Origin of the sequence: Cryobacterium sp. TMT4-31 (assembly GCF_004403385.1) — a bacterium.
Classification (GTDB): domain Bacteria; phylum Actinomycetota; class Actinomycetes; order Actinomycetales; family Microbacteriaceae; genus Cryobacterium; species Cryobacterium zongtaii.
Genome location: NZ_SOGI01000010.1, coordinates 124,830 through 140,156, shown reverse-complemented (window position 1 = coordinate 140,156; position 15,327 = coordinate 124,830). Strand labels below are relative to the sequence as shown.

Below are 15,327 nucleotides of genomic sequence, written 5' to 3'. Positions count from 1 at the left end.
ACTACCGGCAGGTGTATGTCACTATTTGTGTCATGAATTTGATGCGGGCTGAACGGTGAAGCGAACAGAACGACTTCATGCGTTGACCGAGATGCTACGCCGCAACGGATCGCGGGGTTGCTCCGCCGAGCGGCTGGCGAGAGAGTTCGAAGTGTCGGTGCGCACCGTCAAGAGAGACCTCGCTGCGCTAGAGAACAGCGGCGCGCCTCTCTGGTCGCGCCCAGGTCCGGGCGGCGGCTACGGATTGGCCATAGGCGCGTCCCTCCCGCCGGTCAGTCTGTCCCCAGCGCAGGCCGTGGCGCTCATGGCAGCCGTGTCCGCTGCGTCCGATGCCCCCTACGCCGATCTGGCCGCAGCCGGCATCAAGAAGATTCTGGACGTCCTCGATCCCCGAACCCGAGCACGAGCCGACGAGCTGGCCGGCCGAGTGTGGGTCAACGCGCCGACCTCCGCTTCACGAGCAATCAGATCGGCACTGGAGGAGGCGATGGCTGAGCAGCGAGTAATCCGTCTTCGCTACACAGCGAGAGACGGGACCTCGACCACACGCGATGTCGAACCCGTGCTCTTCGCCTCCACAAACGGCCAGTGGTACCTGGTCGGGTGGTGCCGGCTGCGCGACGGCATGCGGTGGTTCATCGTGTCGAGCATCGAACGGGCCAGCGTCACCAAGACGGCCTGCGGCGGTCATTCGATCCAAGAGGTCGGAGAGCCCCCGGCGAGTGCCAGACCGGTGCACGAGCGGGGCTGAGCAGAGAAGGAGCCACAGGGCGAAAACGACACCCGCGGATGGAGTGGAGCGGGGACCATCACCAGCCATAGCCGCTCACGGCGAGGTGTTTAGGCGCCGGCTAATAGAGCGAAATATCCCGGAACATGCTGCGAATGGCCGTTGGCGTTCATAGGAGTCACTTCGATGTGTGCCGGCCCGTCGGCGATCAAGTGCCAGTCCGAGTCCGGGAAGGTGTTGTGCCGTTCCTGCGTGCCAAAATGTCCGGGGCGGGGCAGGTTTTCCAGCGCCCTTTGCAACTGCCGTGGCATGCTTCGCCGGGTGGCGCCCAGCTCTTGCAGGTAGGCGAGACTGCTTCCGGGAAAGTTGGTTTCGGCTAGGAATACCCGGCCGTTGTTCCCGACAACGGTGCGTAGGTTGGTAGCCAGGCTGGCTTGCTGGTCTGGTTTTAGCACATGAAAAACTCCGCGAACAAAAACGTTGGCAGGCCCCACTGACTCCAGCAGGTGCTCTCCAGCACCAGGTTCCGTTGCATCCATAGCCAGGAACTCAACGTTGTGGAGGCCTGCGGCTTCCCGCCTCGCTAGCGCGATGGCGCCGACCGATACATCAATGCCGATAGCCCTCGGGAAAAGACCAGCAAGCCAGCGGGTATTGGTTCCGTTGCCACATCCAATGTCGATGACGGGAAGAGCCGGATTGAAATGGCCCAGGACGGCGTCGGTGTACTGCTCGAGCTCGGTCTGGGATCCGGAGTCCCACAGCACGTCTCCCGAACGGCCGGTGGTGCGGATTCCGCGCCAGTACCCGTCCCACGCCGCTGACGGGTCCTTCGGTGCCCGGGAGGTGAGGCGCACTACCGATGGGACAAGTAGCATTTGCTCCCAAAGCTTTGACATGCTCTCACTCTACTGAGGGTGCGCGAGACTCCTGAGCCTCCCCAGAACCATCTCGGGCGGTAGCGGGCGGTCATAGAAATAGCCTTGTCCGTATAGGCAACCCATCGTCTGCAGCAGAATCGCCTGTTCGGCGGTCTCAATGCCTTCGACGATCGCCTTCAGGCCCGCCGAGTAAATCAGTTGGAGAATGGCAGCAACGAATTTTTGCTGCTGAGGGTCCGATGCCATGTCCTGAATCAGGGAACGGTCGACTTTGACCGTGTCTGCTGGAAGCGTTCGGAGATAGCTGATGGACGAATAGCCGGTGCCGAAGTCATCAATTTGCAGCCCCACACCGAGATCTCGCAGCTCGCCCAAGACCTGTTCTTCCGCCGTTCCCTTCGACATCAAGACGGTCTCGGTGATCTCCAGAACCAATCGCGGCGGAGCCACATGATTCCTAGCGAGCGTCTCCCTGACATCTTCCAGCAGGTCACCGCGCAGCAGTTCGGCGGCGGAAAGATTGATGTGTAGGCAGAAGTCTGTGAGCTCAGGCTCGGTTTCGCTCCAGCGACGCAACTGGGCGACTCCTTCGTGAAGCACCCAACGTCCTAATTCCAGGATCAGGCCGGTTTCTTCCGCGATGGGAATGAAGCTATCCGGCATGATGAGTCCGCGCACCGGATGGTGCCACCGAAGGAGGGCTTCGAAACCTATGACTGTTCCTGAGGCCAATTCAACCACCGGCTGGTAACGCAGCGCCAGCTCGCCGCCGGCGACGGCGTTACGAAGCTCGGCTGTGATGCGTGAGCGTTCACGGACAGAGTCGAGCATGTCGGGGTGGAACAGCTGGATGTTGTTGCGGCCATGCGCCTTCGCCTGGTACATGGCGATGTCAGCATCCCGAATCAGCGACTCAGCTGGATGGCCCGGCGTGCCGATACGCACCCCGATGCTGGCCATCGCCCAGACGGTTTCGGTTCCAACCTGCACGCTGTCCTGAAGCTGCGCCGACGCCCGGTGCGCAATATTCAGGACTTCCTCTTCCGTCGCTTCGATGATGAGGATGGCGAACTCATCCCCACCCAGACGTGCCACGGTATCGACGGCCCGTACGGCGCGCTTGAGGCGCCGGGCAACCTCGATCAGTACTGCGTCACCGGCCCCATGGCCCAGAGCGTCATTGACGGCTTTGAAGGAATCCACGTCCAGCACCAGCACAGCCGGGGGTTTTCCACTGTCCGTGCTGGCCAGGATTGCCTCGTTGATTTGTTCGTTGAGCAGGGTCCTATTCGCAAGGCCCGTCAAGTCGTCAGTCTTTGCCATCTGTTCCAGCTCGGCCTGAGTTTGCCGCAGCATGGCGGTACGGTCAGAAACCTGCTGTTCCAGATTCGAGTAGATGTAACTGAGTTCCTCGGCGAGGAGGTTGACGCCGGTGATCACAGCGTCGATGTCATCCCTCAAGTCAGACGGCTCTATCCGCGCGTCCAAGTCGCCGGCAGCCAACCGGACAACACCCTCCACCAACTGCTGCAAACGAGGGTCATCGGCGTCGACTCCCGAGCTCATATCACCCAAAGACGCACTTTGCGCAGCGCTTCTGCACGCTTAGACACCGGCAGCAAGCCATTTCATGGCTTCGCTGCGCGAGGTAAAGAATTTGGTCGGACACGGCGGAATGTGCACACCGAGAAAGAAATTCGCCAAGACTCGGTCAACAGGTGACTTGCCCAGAAGAGCAATGCGCGAGGCGCTGCAGGGAATAGACCACACGGACCTGGCCTCTCGGCTCACCGACCCGACCGCTGCCATATCGACGAGCATGCCCCGACGTTCGTTCCCGCACGCGTCGTTAACTTTCGCCATCGCGACGTGGGCATCTTCGATCTGAATGTGAGCCCCGGGCTGCCAGCGCAGATGGAGAATTCCATCGACCGTTTCGAGAGTCTCTTTTGCGCCGTCTGCAGCGACCGGACCCATTGCAACGTCCTCCCCCGGGCACGCAGCCGAACCGTTCAGCCACTCCTCAAAGCTACTCGTGTTCAGGTGCTTATCAAATCAATCCCCGACCAATATTCACGGCAGTGTCATCGACGGCGAAGACAGCTTCGCATCGGGCACCAGCCGAGCCTGGGTCGCGTGCCGCTGAAAGGTATCAGCCACGGGGTTGCGTCGCCGGGCCAGGCTCCCCGACGGCGGCTTCGGTACCTGCCCGGCCGCAGCGGGCCGGCCCCCGCCCAGCTCCATTCAGCAGGTTTAAGGTGCAAGCCATAGCCGGCAGAGAGCGTCCGCCGATCGTGGCCCCACGAACCCCCGAAGAGGCAACCTATGGCAGAGAGCGCCCGCCCGGGGCCATGCGCCCAAGAGCGTTGGCAGCCCTAACCTGCAGGGAGGAGCGTCGGCAGTATCGTCGCGTAACGGAGCAGGAACGCGCGCTCGTCGAGATGCTTGCGCCGGAGCCACCCGGTGACTTCGTTGTTGTGTTTGCTCGCGTTGCAGGACGGGCAGGCGGGAACCACGTTCTCGAGGGTGTACCGGCCGCCCCGAGAAATCGGCATGATGCAGTCACGCTGCAGGGCCGGGCTCTCTGCTTGGCAATATGCACACCCTCCCCAAGCGGCGAGGAGGTCAGCCCACTGTGACGCGGTGAGGTCGTTGTCGACGCGGGCGAGCCGTCGTTGCCGGCGCTTCGCGTAACGCGCACGCGCTGCGGGTGAAACGGCTGAGAACTTGCGGCGAGGGGGCACGACTAAACGGTACTCCGGCCGCGCGGTCATCCGTTCGCTCGTTCGCTTCGGAAGGGTGCGCGACGAACCAGCCAAGCCTCCTTCGGCGCCCTGTACGGTTTCGGAGCCAGCCTTACAACCACTTCCGCCTCTTGAAGATCCCCCACAGCCCCAGCCCCATCACTCCCATCGCCGCCACGGCCACCGGGTACCCGAACTGCCAGTGCAGCTCCGGCATGTTGTCGAAGTTCATCCCGTAGATCGTGCCTACCAGCGTCGGCGCGAACAGGATCGCCGCCCACGAGGAGATCTTCTTCACTTCCTCGTTCTGGGCCAGGCCCACCTCCGACAACCGTCTGGTCTCCTCATTCTGGGCCAGCCCGGCCTCCGAGAGGCGACGCATCTCGTCGTTCTGCTGCTGCGTCACCAGGGTGGCGTGCACGGTGAGCGCGTTCTCCAACAGTGCCCGGAATGAGGCGGCGTGCTCGGTGACCCGCAGCACGTGGTCGAGCACGTCCCGGAACGAGCGCTGCAGTTCCACGTCCACCTGGTACTTCTCCGAGCCGCGCAGCAGCGCCTCGAGCATGCCGCGCAGCGGCCCGGTGGCGCGCTGGAAGTCGATGACCTCGCTGAGAAGTTCGTAGATGCGCCGCGACACCGACGGGTCGCCGCCGAAGAGTTGGTTCTCGATTTCGTCGATGTCGTTCTCCAGGCCGGCGACGACGGGGGAGTAGGCGTCGACGACCTCGTCGAGCACGGCGTGCAGCACTGCTTCGGGTCCGAGCGCGAGCAGCGCCGGGTTCTGCTCCATCCGCCGGCGCACGTTGGCCAGGTCGGGGTTCTCGGCGTGCCGCACCGTCACCACGAAGCCCGGCCCGATGAACACGTTCACCTCGCCGAACTCCACTCGCTCTTCGGCGTCGAGGTACCAGGCGGGCCGCAGCACCACGAAGAGGGTGTCGCCGAACCGCTCCAGCTTGGCCCGCTGGTGGCCCTTGAGCGCGTCTTCCACGGCCAGCGGATGCAGCGAGAACTCGTCGGCAACGCTGCGGATCTCGTCCGCATCGGGCCGGTACAAGCCGATCCACGCCATTCCCTCGCACTCGCGCAGCTGGCGGTACGTCTCGTCGAGGCTGTGGGGGCTTGAGGTGCGCTGCCCGGTCACGTAGATGCCGTTGTCGATGAGTGCCATGGTCCTACTCCGTCGGTCGGTCGACGAGAGCACGTGAGTAAGCCGGAGGCGACTGGGCAGACGTCGGGATTCGACCGTGTACCAGAGGTCACCTCGCAATGGAGGTTCAGTTGCGCGCCACTCCCAGCGCGACGCCCGGCCTAGAAGGTCAGAGCGATAACGACATTCGCCGAGGGAGTGGAGCGCGGACTATCACCAGCCATGGCCGCTCACCTGCCTTCGATCGAAGATTGTCGTGGCCCTGCGTGGGCCTCGGATACCGTAGCACCCCAGGGCATCGAGATTGGAAATCTGACTTGTGACTAGCGCTTATGGGTAGCGCTGACTCAGCCCCATCAGGGATGCGTTACCCGCCCAGGTAGCGCGGGGCTCGCGTCGGCGACCCGACGCCCCAGGCCCTCCAGCAGCAGCTCCAACCCATAGTCAAACTCGTCCGCGAACGCATAACCGCCCCCGCCGAACAGCTCGGCGCGCGAGCGCGCAATGTGCGGATACAGCTCCGCCGGCGCCGCGACCTTGACGGCGAACGCCTCCTCGGCGCCGTCCCCCGGTTCGAAGGGCAGGCTCGTCTCGGTCAGCGCGAACCCATACACGTAGGCGTCGATCGCGGAGAACGCGTGTGTCGCGAGCGCGGCGCTGAAGCCCTCGGTCAGGAGTACGCCGAGTAGCCGGTCGTGGTGCTGCAGCAGCGCCGGGCCGGGATTGGGGCGCGATTCCATCATCCCCAGCGCCCACGGATGAGCGGTGAGCACCGACCGTGCCGATCGTGCCCGGGCGGTGATCGCCTCCCGCCAGCTATCGCCGACCTCGGGCAATTCGATCCTCGCGAACACCCAGTCGGCCAAGTCGTCGAGGAGCGCCTCCTTGCTCGGCACGTGATGGTACAGCGACATCGCCTCAACGCCGAGAACCTTCGCGACACTGCGCATACTCACGGCGGCGACCCCCGCGCCATCAGCGACGGTGGCGGCGGCGTTGATGATCCGATCCCTGCTGAGCGGTGTGCGCGATGCCATAGATCCATTCTTGTGCACTTACGGACGTAAGGCTAGCATGGCTCTCATCCTTACAACCGTAAGGATAGAAAGCGCCCGCGGTCGTTGTCAGCGATCGTGGTCCAACCCATCCTCACCACAACAACGGAGTACCTGATGAAAACACGTCAACAAACCACCACCACGCTGGAAGACCAGCGGATCCCAGTGCAGGCCAAGCTCGCAGCAGCCTGGACCAGCTTCATGTTCCTCGTCATATACATCGACTACTTCCACCTCTACCAGCCCGGCGAAATCGACGAAATCCGGGGCGGCGACATCTTTGCGTTCGAGATCAGCGGGACATTGATTTCAATTTTCTTCGCGCTCATAGCGATCCCGACCCTGATGGTGCTGCTCTCCATGACGCTGCCCGCCCGGGTGAACCGTGCCACGAACCTCGTCGTTGCCTTGCTTTTCATCCCCATCTGCGTGTTCAACGCGGCTGGGGCGTCATGGGACTGGGCCTTCTACTACGGCTTCACCATCGGAGTCGAGGTGCTGATCCTGGCCTTCATCCTGCGCTCCGCCTGGGCCTGGCCCCGCACCGCACCGCCGGCAGACATGGCGATGAGCCCCGAGCTTGGGGTCATTCGCATCAAGCAGCACGATTGAACGGGGTAGGCAGTGCCCGTGCCGCTTGGAACCATCTGCCGCGGTGCCGCGGTGGGGGATCCGTGGGTGTGGCACACCACCGACTGCTACCGGGCGGTAGGGGCTTCCATGGCCCCTACCGCCCACTCTCCAACTGACTGGTGTCTGGCAACGATCTCGCGGCATCCGCTCTGGCGGAAAGGCAGGCGCGGAGTGCGCCGTGAGGCCGGTGACCGGGCCCGGTGCGGGTGTGGGTCTCGATGATGTCGTAGTGAGCGGCGCGGAGTTCGTCGCTCAGGGCGGCTACGGGCCATCGATACGCCGTCGTGATCGCGTGCTCGAACGGTTCGACCACCGGGCCCTCGAAGAAGCCGAGCAGAAGCTCGCCTCCCGGGCGCAGCACACGCGCGAACTCGGAAAGCGCATCCCGGAGTGATTTCGGCTCGTGGTGAATGAGCGAGTACCAGGCGAGCACTCCCGCAACGCTGCCGGATGCTTCCGCCAGTGCACCTATGTCGCCGACCGCGAAAGACACCTCCGGATAGGCCTGTCGGGCGTGGTCGATGAAGCCCGGCACCAGGTCGACACCTCGAATCCTCACCCCACGCTCGGCGAGCTGCCCGGTCCATTGCCCGGGGCCGCAGCCGGCGTCGATCAGTGGCCCGTCGAGCCGCTCGGCCCAGCCGGTGACAAGCTGCAGGTCCGCTGGATGCACCGACGTGATCGAGCCCAGGTGCTCCGCATACTCCGCCGCACGGCGGGCATACGCGGCTCTGATCTCGGGTGCCATACCTCTGAGCCTAGGATGCTTCGCGCCCTCTTCACTCAGCACCGGGCGTGCGCCCGGGGGCTCGACCAAGCCGCAGCATCCCGGCTCTTACAGGATTAGAAGCCGATCCAGTCGCCGTTCGAGTCCAGCTCGTAGTCGGCAACGCTCGCCTCAATGATGGTGAGGGTGCCGCTCTTCATGACGTTCATCTCCACAGAGGCGAACGCGTCGATTGTGCCGTCGGTCTCGCCACTCTCACCACGTTCCGGGTGGTAGGCAGGCGGCGGTACCGGCATGGGTTCGGCGGTGCGCCGCTGATCTGACCGCTCAGCGCCTGTCCACCAGCGCAGCAGCGCGCCGTCTTCAGGGTCTCGGTACCAACCGGCTAAAGGCAGAGTGTGGGCGCGCCAACACGACGCAGATTGGAGCGTATGAGCGCACGGGGCGCATCCGCTAACCCCCAGTGTGGGTACCCACGGCCCTGGTCGAGGTGACGTATCTGTTGCCGGTGTCAGGCGACGACGTCAGCCGCATCCTCGACCTTCGCATCGGGCGCCAGCCGAGCCTGGGTCGCGTGCCGCTGAAAGGTATCAGCCACGGGATTGCGTCGCCGGGCCAGGCTCCCCGACGGTGTTTCCACCAGGTCATGCAGACCCATCGTCAGCAAGTGGTCTGCCCGGGGTGCCTCGGTGTGGCGCCAGGTCCATTCGTACATATCGAACAGCGGCCACCAGGTGTACCCCACAACGTTGACGCCGTCGGCCTTGAGCTCGTGGAGCGCGCCGACCGAGGCATCGAGCCATCGACGCCGTTCATCGACCGTGCCGGTCACGCTCGTCTCCGTGAGCATCACGGGTGCGCCATACCGGTCGGCCCAGGTGGTGAGTACCTCCTTCAGGCCCTCCGTGCCGGTGTCCTCATAGGGCCGAGGATCGGCGAATCCGCCGCCGTGATGGATGCCCGCCTCGAACACCTCGGTGGAGTGCAGCGGGTAGTAATTGACGCCCATGACATCGGGCCGAACCGGATGCGCCCGGAACCAGTCGAGGAGGGTGTCGTCGGCGCCGCCCCGTTCCAGCTGGCCCAGCAGAGGGTGGTCCGGCCCGACGGCGCCGGTGACGAGATCCTCGACGAGGAATCCCTGGTGCCGAAGCCGCGTGACGGTGTCCGCGTGCTCGGGGGCATCCAGGGCGCCCGAATACCGGATGCCCGCATCAACGTGCACAAAGGTGGCCCGGTCACCGAGCACCGACGCAATCGCGTGCTGAGTCTTCACGAACCCCTCAGCGAGGGCGGTGGCGATGCTCACCATGCCGGTCGGGCCCGAGAGATAGGGCGGCCAGTACGCGTACTCGCCAGAGAACAGGGCGTGGATGACGGGTTCGTTGACCGGCGTGTAATCGGTGGCGACGTCGCCGTACCGTTCGGCGAACCGCTGTGCGTACTCGGTCACGTGGTCGGGATAGTCCGGGTTGGAGAACTGGCCCTCGAGCCAGAGAGGCGTGCCGTAGTGCATCAGATCGATCACCGGGCGCAGCCCCAGCTCGGCATACCGCGCCATCACGCCGTCCACCCACGACCAGTCCCACCGGCCCTTTTCGGCGGCCACCCGATGCCACGGCACCCCCCAGCGCACCAACTCAGCGCCCACATCGCTGGCCAGCTGCAGATCGCCGGAGTACTGCGCGTAGTGCTCGGTGAGCTCGTATTCATCGATGGCGCGTTCGCCCGGGCGGGCCTGCGGCACGAAGGTGTCCTCGATGCCGACCGCGAAGTGCAGTCGGCCGTCGTCAAACCAGGTCATGTTGCTCGATTCGGTGGTGATGGTGGTCAGTGGATGGCGGCGGGCTATTTCAGGCCGCTGCTCGCGACGCTCTCAATGAAGCGCCGCTGAACCAGCAGGAAGAGGATTGCGAGGGGCAGCACGGCGATGAGGGCGCCGGCCATCATCACGCCCTGGGGGATGATGCCGCCGGGGCCGGTCAATAGGGTCAGGCCCGAGGTGATGGTGCCGTGGTCCGATTCGGTGGTGAACACCAACGGCCAGAGCAGGTCGTTCCAGTTGTTGACGAAGGTGAAGATGCCGAGCGTGAGCAGCGCCGGGATGGCGTTGGGCAGCACCACGCTCCAGAACACCCGAAACTCTGAGGCCCCGTCGATCCGGGCGGCATTGTCGAGGTCCCGCGGGAGGGACAGGAAGAACTGCCGGAGGAAGAAGATACCAAACGCGTCGGCCGCCCGCGGCAGGATCAGCCCAGCAAAGGTGTTCACCCAGCCCAGGTCGGAGACCAGCTGGTAGATCGGGATCAGCGTCGCCTGAAACGGGATCATCAGGCTGGCGATGATGACGATCAACAGCACCTTGCTGCCCCGGAAATCCAGCCGGGCCAACGCGTAGGCGGCGAGCGAGTCGAACACCAGGGCGAACAGGGTGACCCCGCCGGCGAAGACGAAGCTGTTGCCGATCAGCCGCGCGAATGGCAGCTCGGAGAAGATCGCCCGAAAGTTGTCGAGCGTCCACTGGGTCGGGGTGAGCGTGGGTGGGAAGGCGTTAACTTCGGAGGCCGGCTTGAACGCGGTCAACACAATGATGATGACGGGCAGCATGATCGCCGCCGTCACGACCAGGAAGCCGACGAAATAGAGGGCCTGGGTCAGGCTGATCCGTGATGGGCGTCGGCGAACGGTGCGGGTGGATGCCGGGGTCGGGAGCGCCGCCCGGCTGAGGGTGCTGGTCATGAGCTGGTGTCCTCTCCACGCCGACCGAAGAACAGGAACTGTACGAGGCTGAGCAGCAGTGTGGCCACCAGCAGGACGTATGACAGCGCGGAGGCGAAGCCGAGTTCGAGGTCCTTGAACCCGGACTGGTAGATCTCCATCACGATCGTCTGCGTGCTCCGGTACGGGCCGCCTCCGGTGAGCACATAGATCTGGTCGAACGCCTGCAGCGCGGCGATCAGTGCGATCACGACCACGAAGGCCATCGTGTTGCTGAGCATTGAGAAGGTCACGTTCGTGAACCGGCGCCATCCGTTGGCACCGTCGAGCGCCGCCGCCTCATACAGGCTCTTGGGAATGTCCTGCAGGCCGGCCAGAAAGATCACCATGTAAAAGCCGAAGCTTTTCCACACGGCCACGAGCACCACGGTGGGCATGGCCAGCGCCGGATCCTCCAGAACGTTGCCGATCCGGATGCCCACTGCCTGCAGCCAATAGTTCAACAGCCCGATCTGCGGGTCGAGCAGGTACGACCAGGCGAACGCGGCGACGGCCAGCGACACAATGAACGGAAGGAACAGTGTGGTGCGGAAGAACCCGCGGAACGGCAGCTGCGGACTGTTTACCGCGAGGGCGAGCACCAGCGCCACGATCAGGGCGACGGGCGTGAACAACACGGCGTACAACCCGGTGTTCCCGATCGACTGCAGGATGCTCGGATCGGTGAAGACCCGCGCGTAGTTCTCCAGACCCACCCAGGTTTCCTGCCCGAAGCCGCTGGCGTCGGTGAAGGAGAGCCGGAGGGCCGAGAACATCGGCCAGCCCACGAAGGCCGTGAGGATGATCAGGGCCGGGGCCAGGAACCCGACGACGACGGCCCGCCGGCGGAAGCCGTCGTTCAGCGGTCGTCTGCCGCCGAGCTGACCGGGCGGGCGCCACGGTCGGCGTCGTTGGAGAGATGAAGTCGTCATCGGATTCCGGCTCAGTTGTCCAGCGCCTGCTGCACGGACGCCTGTGCGGCGGCGAGCAGCTCGGCAGGCTCACCGCCGGCAAGTGCCTTCTGGGTGGCCTCGTCCACGGCGGTCAGCACGTCGGTGCTGTTCACGACGCCGGGCAGAAGCGCCCGGCTGGTGTCGGAGATTTCGGTGAGGGCGGCGACGGTGGCGTTCGCGCTGACGTCTTCCGCGGTCACATCGGTGCGCAGCGCCGGCCAGCCGGAACCGAGCGACCATGCTGTGGCCACATCCTTCTTGTTGAAGTAAGCCAGGAAGTCCTGCGCGGCGGCTTGTTCGGCATCCGTCGCCTGAGCGGTGACGGCCATCGAGACACCGATCGCCGACGCGGCCTGGGCGTCGGGGCCGGCCGGAATGGCCGCGATGCCGTAGTTGATACCGGCGTCGGTGGCGAGACCCGTCATCCAGGGGCCGCCGATGTGCATGACAGCCTTGCCCGAGGTGAAGAGGGCGTCGGCGTCGATGCCGTCCAGACCGGTGGGGGAGATCAAATCCTGCTGCACGGCGTCGGACCAGTAGGTGAGGGTGTCGATGTTGGCGGCCGAGTCCACGGTGGCCTTGGTGCCGTCGTCGTTCGTGATCGAGCCGCCGCCGCCCTCAAAGAGGCTCGCCCAGACGCCATTGCCGACGGTGCCGTGGTCGGGCAGCGCCATGCCGTACTGTTCGGGCGTGCCGTCACCGTCCGCGTCGATGGTGGTGGCCTTCGCGGCCGCGACCCAGTCGTCCCAGGTGGTCGGGAACGTCGTGACGCCCGCCGCGGCCAGCTTATCTTTGTCGTAGAAGACCGACAGCGGCACGAAACCGGTCGGGACGCCGTACTTGGAGCCGTCGACGGTTTCCATCGCGACGGCTTCAGCGTTCAGTTCCGTCGTGTTGCTCGTGTCATCCGCGTAGAAGTCATCGAGGTTGACCAGGGCCTTCTTGGATGCGTAGACCGGGAGGCGCTCGGCGGGCATTGCGACGATCTGCGGGCCTTCGCCCGACGACAGTGCCGTCAGGAGGGTGTCGTCGATGACCGCCCAGGTCTTGGTCTGGGTAGTGACCACCACGTCGTCCTGCGACGCGTTGAAGTCCTCCACGATGCCGTTGAGCACATCGCCGTCGGCCTCGGTGTAGCCGTGCCAGAAGGTCAGGGCGACGGGCCCCTCGCTAGCGGCGGGGGTGGCGGCGGCGCAGCCGGACAGACCGGAGACGACGACGGCGGAAGCCGCAAAGGCGGCCAACAGCTTCTTCACTGGGTACCTGCAATCTGCTCCCCACAACGCTGTCGGGAAGCCACTTGAAATGGGTTTCGACGTAATTTACATCGATGTAAATTTGAAGGTACGGCATGATTTGAGCGCTGTCAACACCGCGGTGCAAACGGGCGCATCGGCCGGCTTAGTCGTGGAGCAGGGGCTCCATGGCGGCGGGGACGGGCTTCGCGGAGGGGCTAACGGTAGACGCGCGCACCTCGAGCGAGTAGCCGACCTCCACGTGCACCGATTCCGCGGCGTCGCCGCCGGCTTCGATGCGCGCGAGCACCCGGTCAACGGCCAGGCGGGCCAGTTCCTCGCGGCCGGGGGAGATGGTGGTAAGTGCCGGGCTGGAAAAACGCGCGTCTTCGATGTCGTCGAAGCCCACAACTGCGACATCCTGCGGAACGCGCAGGCCGGCAAGCTGCAAGGCGCTCATGGCGCCGAGGGCGAGGGCGTCGTTGAAACAGACGACTCCGTCGAAATCCGTGCCGGCGGCCAGCAACTGCGTGACGGCGGACGCGCCATCGGCGCGGTGCCAGAGCGGCACATCGGCGACCAGCTCGGGCGAGATCTCGAGGCCCCGAGCGGTGAGTGCCTCCGCATAACCGTTGAACCGAAGGGCGCTGGTGCCGACCGGCCCTTCCGGATGCGCGCCGACGACGGCGATGCGGCGGCGCCCCAGGTCGAGCAGGTGCTCGGTGGCGGTCCGGATCGCGGCCGTGTTCGGCAGGGTGATGTGGTCAGCAGGGCTGCCCTCGACCCAGTCGCCCAAAACGACTACGGGGAAGTCCACCGACAGGCCGCTGACGTCGCCGGGGCCCAGCGCGATGGGGCTGAAGATCAGGCCGTCGATGGCGTGGCGGCGCATGGCGGCGACCGTGGCGATCTCGTCGTTGTCGGTGCTGGTCTGCTCGATCAGCACGGTGTAGTCGTGAGCCTTCGCGGCCCGGATGACGGCATCCGCAAGTTCGGCGAAGTATGCCTGGCTGAGTTCGGGGACTGCGAGCCCGATGACCTTGGTGCGACCCGATCGCAGGTTGCGGGCCGAGATGTTGATCTCGTAGTCCAGCTCGGTCACGGCGCTCATGACCCTGTCGTGCATGCGCATGCTGACGTGCTCGTAGCCCGAGAGAACGTTGGAGACGGTCTTGACCGAGACACCAGCGAGGCGGGCGACATCCTGCATGGTCGCGGGAGAACCGTTGCCTCTCACCGTTGCCCCATTCCCCACGCGCCGTTGTCCGGATCTCACCATGACGGTACAGCACCGGGGCTGCCTCGTTGGGGAGCGATGGCGCCTCGGGTAGTCGGAGATGCCCAGCGTGATCGGCTTCAGAGCTCCTTATCGTTGGCTCTGAATGCGAGGGGTGGGATCCGCTCCCGCGGAAACGCGAGCCAGGATCGCCCCATGGGCCCCGTCCAATGCCCCGGACCGCAGCCAGCATCGATCGCTGGGTCGTCGAGCCGATCGGCCCACCCGGTGACCAGCTGCAGATCCAAGGGATGCACCGACGTCATCGAGCCCAGTTGCTCGGCGTACTCCGTCGCCCGCCGGGCGTACGCTGTCGTGATCTGGAGTGCCATACTCCCGAGCCTAGGATGCCCCGCGCCCGGGAACCGTCGGGCGACGCTGAGTGCTAGCTCGCCTTCCGCCGTCTCCGGAGCGAGGCGGGTGCCGCGGAGGGCAGTAGTTCGGCAAGCAGCGGCATCGACTCGAAGCGTCCCCGCTCCACGTGGGCCGCGGTGAGGAGCTCGGCGACGTCGGCCTGCCCGGCGACGATGGCGTCGACGATTTCGCGGTGTTCAGCCCACATTGCCGTGGTGTCGCGCTGAGGAGTGAGCCGGAAAAGCCAGCGAACGCGCCCACTCATGAGTTTGGTCACGCGCTGCAGCAGGGCGTGATCGGCGAGTGCGATGATCTCCTCGTGCAGGTCGGAATTTCGTGTCGACGGTGGGGCGCCCTCGTCGAGGGTGTCCAGCGCCTTGACCGGAGCGATGGCGCCACGGGCGGTGCGGAGCGCGGCAAGCATCGGCTCGACGTCGGCGCCCGCGGCGGCCCGTCGTGCGGCGAACGCCGACGCCATCGGTTCGAGTTGACGGCGAAGATCGAAGAGCTCGGCGGCGTCGGTGAGAGTGAGCGCGTGCACGACCGCTCCGCGCCGCGGTTGTGAGCTGATGAAACCCTCGGATTCGAGGATCGGCAGTGCTTCTCGTACGGGAATGCGCGACACCTGCAGTCGCTCGGCGATCTCGCGCTCATTGAGCTTCGACCCCATCTTCAGCTCGCCCGTGATGATCTGCTCGCGCAGAACGTTGGCGATGCGCGCTGGAGTTTGTTCGAGGCTCATGGACACCATTCTGACACGTCCATCACGTCGCCTTTGGAATACCAAAAGCGGCATTCCGAGCGAGAAGCACCGATTTAGGCGCGTTTT

At 65.0% G+C, this 15,327-nt stretch carries 17 protein-coding genes; 2 read left to right on the top strand and 15 right to left on the bottom strand.

Annotated elements, in window-relative coordinates; genetic code table 11:
* The first annotated feature begins 55 nt into the window (after positions 1 to 55).
* Positions 56 to 751 carry a YafY family protein gene (locus tag E3T19_RS02620; protein WP_134408045.1) on the top strand — a complete coding sequence of 232 codons (696 nt, stop codon included), beginning with the start codon at positions 56 to 58 and terminating at the stop codon, positions 749 to 751.
* A gap of 89 nt (positions 752 to 840) precedes the next feature.
* Here the strand turns inward: E3T19_RS02620 and E3T19_RS02615 are convergent, their stop codons facing one another.
* From E3T19_RS02615 to E3T19_RS02590, 6 genes are all read right to left on the bottom strand, one after another.
* Positions 841 to 1,629, bottom strand: coding sequence for a class I SAM-dependent methyltransferase (locus E3T19_RS02615; RefSeq protein WP_103461758.1), 789 nt, complete (start codon positions 1,627 to 1,629; stop codon positions 841 to 843).
* 9 nt (positions 1,630 to 1,638) lie between these two features.
* Positions 1,639 to 3,177 carry a bifunctional diguanylate cyclase/phosphodiesterase gene (locus E3T19_RS02610; RefSeq protein ID WP_134408079.1) on the bottom strand — a complete coding sequence of 513 codons (1,539 nt, stop codon included), beginning with the start codon at positions 3,175 to 3,177 and terminating at the stop codon, positions 1,639 to 1,641.
* A 39-nt stretch (positions 3,178 to 3,216) separates the two neighbouring features.
* Positions 3,217 to 3,588, bottom strand: a complete 372-nt coding sequence (locus tag E3T19_RS02605) for an STAS/SEC14 domain-containing protein (RefSeq protein WP_134408044.1) — start codon at positions 3,586 to 3,588, stop codon at positions 3,217 to 3,219.
* A gap of 398 nt (positions 3,589 to 3,986) precedes the next feature.
* Entirely contained in the window at positions 3,987 to 4,385 is a 399-nt protein-coding gene (locus tag E3T19_RS02600) for an HNH endonuclease (RefSeq protein ID WP_134408043.1), read from the bottom strand.
* A gap of 82 nt (positions 4,386 to 4,467) precedes the next feature.
* Positions 4,468 to 5,526 (bottom strand): magnesium and cobalt transport protein CorA, encoded by a 1,059-nt coding sequence (locus E3T19_RS02595; RefSeq protein WP_088456908.1) that lies wholly within the window; start codon positions 5,524 to 5,526, stop codon positions 4,468 to 4,470.
* A gap of 335 nt (positions 5,527 to 5,861) precedes the next feature.
* The gene (locus E3T19_RS02590) at positions 5,862 to 6,542 is read right to left on the bottom strand and encodes a TetR/AcrR family transcriptional regulator (protein WP_134408042.1); all 681 of its coding nucleotides are present in this window, start codon (positions 6,540 to 6,542) and stop codon (positions 5,862 to 5,864) included.
* Positions 6,543 to 6,677: 135 nt separating this feature from the next.
* Between E3T19_RS02590 and E3T19_RS02585 the strand changes: the two genes are divergently transcribed.
* On the top strand, positions 6,678 to 7,175 hold the full coding sequence (locus E3T19_RS02585) for a DUF6326 family protein (protein ID WP_134408041.1): 498 nt from the start codon (positions 6,678 to 6,680) through the stop codon (positions 7,173 to 7,175).
* A 115-nt stretch (positions 7,176 to 7,290) separates the two neighbouring features.
* Here the strand turns inward: E3T19_RS02585 and E3T19_RS02580 are convergent, their stop codons facing one another.
* The 9 genes from E3T19_RS02580 to E3T19_RS02540 form a co-directional block, all read right to left on the bottom strand.
* Positions 7,291 to 7,944: a class I SAM-dependent methyltransferase gene (locus E3T19_RS02580; RefSeq protein ID WP_134408040.1), complete on the bottom strand. Its 654-nt coding sequence runs from the start codon at positions 7,942 to 7,944 to the stop codon at positions 7,291 to 7,293.
* 95 nt (positions 7,945 to 8,039) lie between these two features.
* Complete coding sequence (locus E3T19_RS19295) at positions 8,040 to 8,219, bottom strand: hypothetical protein (RefSeq protein WP_241979965.1); 180 nt, start codon at positions 8,217 to 8,219, stop codon at positions 8,040 to 8,042.
* A gap of 215 nt (positions 8,220 to 8,434) precedes the next feature.
* Positions 8,435 to 9,727, bottom strand: a complete 1,293-nt coding sequence (locus E3T19_RS02570; RefSeq protein WP_134408039.1) for a family 1 glycosylhydrolase — start codon at positions 9,725 to 9,727, stop codon at positions 8,435 to 8,437.
* A gap of 44 nt (positions 9,728 to 9,771) precedes the next feature.
* Positions 9,772 to 10,662 (bottom strand): carbohydrate ABC transporter permease, encoded by an 891-nt coding sequence (locus tag E3T19_RS02565; protein WP_134408038.1) that lies wholly within the window; start codon positions 10,660 to 10,662, stop codon positions 9,772 to 9,774.
* Positions 10,659 to 11,612: a carbohydrate ABC transporter permease gene (locus E3T19_RS02560; protein ID WP_134408037.1), complete on the bottom strand. Its 954-nt coding sequence runs from the start codon at positions 11,610 to 11,612 to the stop codon at positions 10,659 to 10,661. Before E3T19_RS02560 ends, E3T19_RS02565 begins: the two co-directional genes overlap by 4 nt.
* Positions 11,613 to 11,623: 11 nt before the next feature.
* Positions 11,624 to 12,889, bottom strand: a complete 1,266-nt coding sequence (locus E3T19_RS02555) for an ABC transporter substrate-binding protein (RefSeq protein ID WP_134408036.1) — start codon at positions 12,887 to 12,889, stop codon at positions 11,624 to 11,626.
* A gap of 145 nt (positions 12,890 to 13,034) precedes the next feature.
* Positions 13,035 to 14,078, bottom strand: coding sequence for a LacI family DNA-binding transcriptional regulator (locus E3T19_RS02550; RefSeq protein WP_241979960.1), 1,044 nt, complete (start codon positions 14,076 to 14,078; stop codon positions 13,035 to 13,037).
* Positions 14,079 to 14,224: 146 nt separating this feature from the next.
* The gene (locus E3T19_RS02545; protein WP_134408034.1) at positions 14,225 to 14,476 is read right to left on the bottom strand and encodes a hypothetical protein; all 252 of its coding nucleotides are present in this window, start codon (positions 14,474 to 14,476) and stop codon (positions 14,225 to 14,227) included.
* Positions 14,477 to 14,529: 53 nt separating this feature from the next.
* Positions 14,530 to 15,240 carry a GntR family transcriptional regulator gene (locus E3T19_RS02540; protein ID WP_166788772.1) on the bottom strand — a complete coding sequence of 237 codons (711 nt, stop codon included), beginning with the start codon at positions 15,238 to 15,240 and terminating at the stop codon, positions 14,530 to 14,532.
* Between the last annotated feature and the right edge of the window lie 87 nt (positions 15,241 to 15,327).

Excerpts from the sequence above, each read along its gene's own strand:
- E3T19_RS02615 (WP_103461758.1), bottom strand. The coding sequence starts at position 1,629 with ATGTCAAAGCTTTGGGAGCAAATGCTACTTGTCCCATCGGTAGTGCGC.
- E3T19_RS02610 (WP_134408079.1), bottom strand. The coding sequence starts at position 3,177 with ATGAGCTCGGGAGTCGACGCCGATGACCCTCGTTTGCAGCAGTTGGTG.
- E3T19_RS02605 (WP_134408044.1), bottom strand. The coding sequence starts at position 3,588 with ATGGGTCCGGTCGCTGCAGACGGCGCAAAAGAGACTCTCGAAACGGTC.
- E3T19_RS02600 (WP_134408043.1), bottom strand. The coding sequence starts at position 4,385 with ATGACCGCGCGGCCGGAGTACCGTTTAGTCGTGCCCCCTCGCCGCAAG.
- E3T19_RS02595 (WP_088456908.1), bottom strand. The coding sequence starts at position 5,526 with ATGGCACTCATCGACAACGGCATCTACGTGACCGGGCAGCGCACCTCA.
- E3T19_RS02590 (WP_134408042.1), bottom strand. The coding sequence starts at position 6,542 with ATGGCATCGCGCACACCGCTCAGCAGGGATCGGATCATCAACGCCGCC.
- E3T19_RS02585 (WP_134408041.1), top strand. The coding sequence starts at position 6,678 with ATGAAAACACGTCAACAAACCACCACCACGCTGGAAGACCAGCGGATC.
- E3T19_RS02580 (WP_134408040.1), bottom strand. The coding sequence starts at position 7,944 with ATGGCACCCGAGATCAGAGCCGCGTATGCCCGCCGTGCGGCGGAGTAT.
- E3T19_RS19295 (WP_241979965.1), bottom strand. The coding sequence starts at position 8,219 with ATGCCGGTACCGCCGCCTGCCTACCACCCGGAACGTGGTGAGAGTGGC.
- E3T19_RS02570 (WP_134408039.1), bottom strand. The coding sequence starts at position 9,727 with ATGACCTGGTTTGACGACGGCCGACTGCACTTCGCGGTCGGCATCGAG.
- E3T19_RS02565 (WP_134408038.1), bottom strand. The coding sequence starts at position 10,662 with ATGACCAGCACCCTCAGCCGGGCGGCGCTCCCGACCCCGGCATCCACC.
- E3T19_RS02560 (WP_134408037.1), bottom strand. The coding sequence starts at position 11,612 with ATGACGACTTCATCTCTCCAACGACGCCGACCGTGGCGCCCGCCCGGT.
- E3T19_RS02550 (WP_241979960.1), bottom strand. The coding sequence starts at position 14,078 with ATGCAGGATGTCGCCCGCCTCGCTGGTGTCTCGGTCAAGACCGTCTCC.
- E3T19_RS02545 (WP_134408034.1), bottom strand. The coding sequence starts at position 14,476 with ATGGCACTCCAGATCACGACAGCGTACGCCCGGCGGGCGACGGAGTAC.
- E3T19_RS02540 (WP_166788772.1), bottom strand. The coding sequence starts at position 15,240 with ATGAGCCTCGAACAAACTCCAGCGCGCATCGCCAACGTTCTGCGCGAG.